Here is a 2,480-nt window from a genome sequence, read left to right as displayed (position 1 = left end):
ACACCGTTCTGCGAGGCACTGGTCTTGCGGCCGGGCGGGATCGCCGGGCCGCCGTCGATCGAGCGGATCAGCGACGCGGCGGCGCCGGTGACCATACGGGCAGGGTTGCGCTGGACCCAGGTCTTCAGCGCAGAACGGCGGCGGTTGCTCAGACCGCGTTCGGCGAGCGCGGCCTCCATGGATTGCTGCGTGGACTCACGGGTGACCCCGATCACGAGTGTGCGGGCACCCAACGCCTCGGCGCACAGCAGCGCGCCGTCCAGGACGAGGTGCGGGGCACGGTTGATCAGTACCCTGTCCTTAGCGCAAGAGGGATCGCTTTCACTAGCGTTGACGACGACCACCGGCCGTACACCACGCTTGATCGCCGCTTCGGCGACCGAGCGCAGCTTCTTGTGGAAGGGGAAACCCGCGCCGCCGCGGCCCCTCAGGTTGATCTTCTCGGAGAGCTGCACGAGCTGCTCCCCGCCCAGGGGTTCGACCGGTCCGTGCACCCGCAGGTGCATGCGCAGGTCGAGTCGTTCGGCAAGGTCGAAGCCAGCTGTCAGCTGAGGAAGACCGACCACGCGAACTTCCGGAACGTCGGCCAGGGACTCGTGGGCCTCGCTCCTGTCCGCCGGTGTCCTGCGCGCGGGGGCAACCGAAGCCACTTCGGCCGTCGGCCTTGCGTCTGCTGCCGGCTTGGGCCGCGAGGCGGCCTGCTCCCGCGCTGCTGCCGCCTCGGCCAGCGTGTCCGTCAGCCGCTGCTCGACGTCGGTCGATTCAGCGAGTGTCTCCTGCAGGCTTGCCTCATCGGACCGCAGCATCCTGGAGAGCGGGGACTCGTCCGCTGCTTTGTGTCCCGCAGCGTCGAACGCAGCCGACAGCTTCGCCTCGACGTCGGTCGATCCGGCCAGGGTAGCTTCCAGCTCGTTCGTTCCCGCCAGCAGGAATTCCTGAAGGCGGGAGCTCGGCGAGTTGGCGGTCACTCCACACCCCCCATGTCTTGGATCAGCAGACGCTCCAGCTTCTCGCGCGCCCGCTTCAGGTTCTGACGTACGTTCGCGGCCCGCATTCCCAGCGCCTCGGCCGTCTCGGATGGCTCACAACCGTCGATTTCGAATGCCATCACCGTACGCTGCAGAAGCGGTAGACGCCGTAGCAGCTGGACCATGACGATCTTCTCGGCGACGTCGTCGCCGTGGTCGCGGGCCGGGCGGTCTGGAGTCTTCTCGGTCAATTCGTCAGGCCGGATCCGGTGCACGGACTTCAACCAGATCCGGAAGGCCGTGGTGCGTAGCCATGGTTCGGGGCGCTCAACGCGTTCCCAGGTTGTGGCCAGTTCAACGCATGCGGACTGCGCGGCATCCTCGGCATCGTGCCGTGATCCACCTGCCTTGATCAAAAAAGCCGTCAGGGGCACGAACCGTGCCCGGAACACGGCCTCGAAGGCTGCCTCCTCCTCAGGACTCAGACAGGGCAGGCGCCGTCCCCGCTCCAGGAACGCGGCAACCCTCTCGTAGTCCGTCCCGACAGTTTCGAGCAGTGGAAGCCAGGAGCTGACTGCAGGCCCCCTACGTAACTGGGCTCGGCGCTCCTGCTCGGACCAACCGCCCCAGATCCCCACCTCAACGCGCTGGTCGAGTGCGTGTGCCAGACACGGGATCCGTACAGGACAGCTGACACAGCCGGTTTTCTGCCGTGTTTGCGCCCTGGACGGGATGAACATCTCGTCAGGGTCCTCGAACCGGCAGGCCGCACGAGTCGACCACTCAGTCGCCCAGGTCACACCGCACGCCTTCGTGTCCTGGCGCCCGCCCCACCACAATGGTCACGTGGTCTGCGTCGTCAACGAAACGGCTGCCCCGAGGAAGCTCGCGCACCACATCGCGACGGAATGACCCACGGACTTTCTCCCGCTGAACCAGCCCTCTCACCCGCACCCACGTACGCAGCACCATAGCCAGATATCCCACCGCCGTGACTCCTGCCGCCATCACATACTCCGGCATCGCGCCCTGCTCCGTTCGCCGCTTGGAAGAAGTGGTCACAAAGGAGTGCCGTCGGGACAGCCCGAGCGTGACGTCGATCGGCAGAATTTCTCGGTTGCGTCCGTGGAGATGGTGCAGGAGTTCGACCTGATCCCGGGAGCTGCTCCGGCATCGGGGTGAGGCCCTCGTAGATGAACGGCCACCCTCACTCGCACCTGACGGAGCAGACCAATGTGCCGCCGCCCCGGATGCGCAGCGGGCAGCACCTGCTGCCCGCTGCGCATCCGGGGCGTGGTCTACCGGCTGCAGTAGACGGTGAAGTCGCCGGCGCTGGTGTCCCGGACGAACTTCTCTGTGCCCGCGAGCAGCAGGAGCTGCTCGTTGGTGGCTTTGCGAGCTTGAAGGCCGGGCTGGGCGATGGCGTCCCTCGTCGTGGTGTACGGGATCAGCGGCTGGGAGTGCGCGGGCGTCTGCCCGGGGCGCACTTCCACGGGTGAGTTCCGCTCCCTG

Annotated in this window: 2 protein-coding genes and 2 pseudogenes; all 4 read right to left on the bottom strand. The window is 66.9% G+C overall.

What is annotated here, in order from left to right; translation table 11 throughout:
• Positions 1 to 968 (bottom strand): annotated as a pseudogene (locus ACFZDK_RS55725) (hypothetical protein); the annotation flags it as partial.
• On the bottom strand, positions 965 to 1,420 hold the full coding sequence (locus ACFZDK_RS55720) for a sigma-70 family RNA polymerase sigma factor (RefSeq protein ID WP_390987070.1): 456 nt from the start codon (positions 1,418 to 1,420) through the stop codon (positions 965 to 967). The gene ACFZDK_RS55720 and the pseudogene ACFZDK_RS55725, both read right to left, overlap by 4 nt.
• 57 nt (positions 1,421 to 1,477) lie before the next feature.
• Positions 1,478 to 1,768, bottom strand: a pseudogene (locus tag ACFZDK_RS55715) (WhiB family transcriptional regulator); the annotation flags it as partial.
• Positions 1,769 to 2,266: 498 nt separating this feature from the next.
• A partial coding sequence (locus ACFZDK_RS55710) for a hypothetical protein (RefSeq protein ID WP_390987068.1) occupies positions 2,267 to 2,480 on the bottom strand: 214 nt, incomplete at its 5' end.

The sequence above is a fragment of the Streptomyces sp. NPDC007901 genome (assembly GCF_042959465.1).
GTDB lineage: Bacteria > Actinomycetota > Actinomycetes > Streptomycetales > Streptomycetaceae > Streptomyces.
This window is presented reverse-complemented; position numbering and strand designations above follow the sequence as displayed.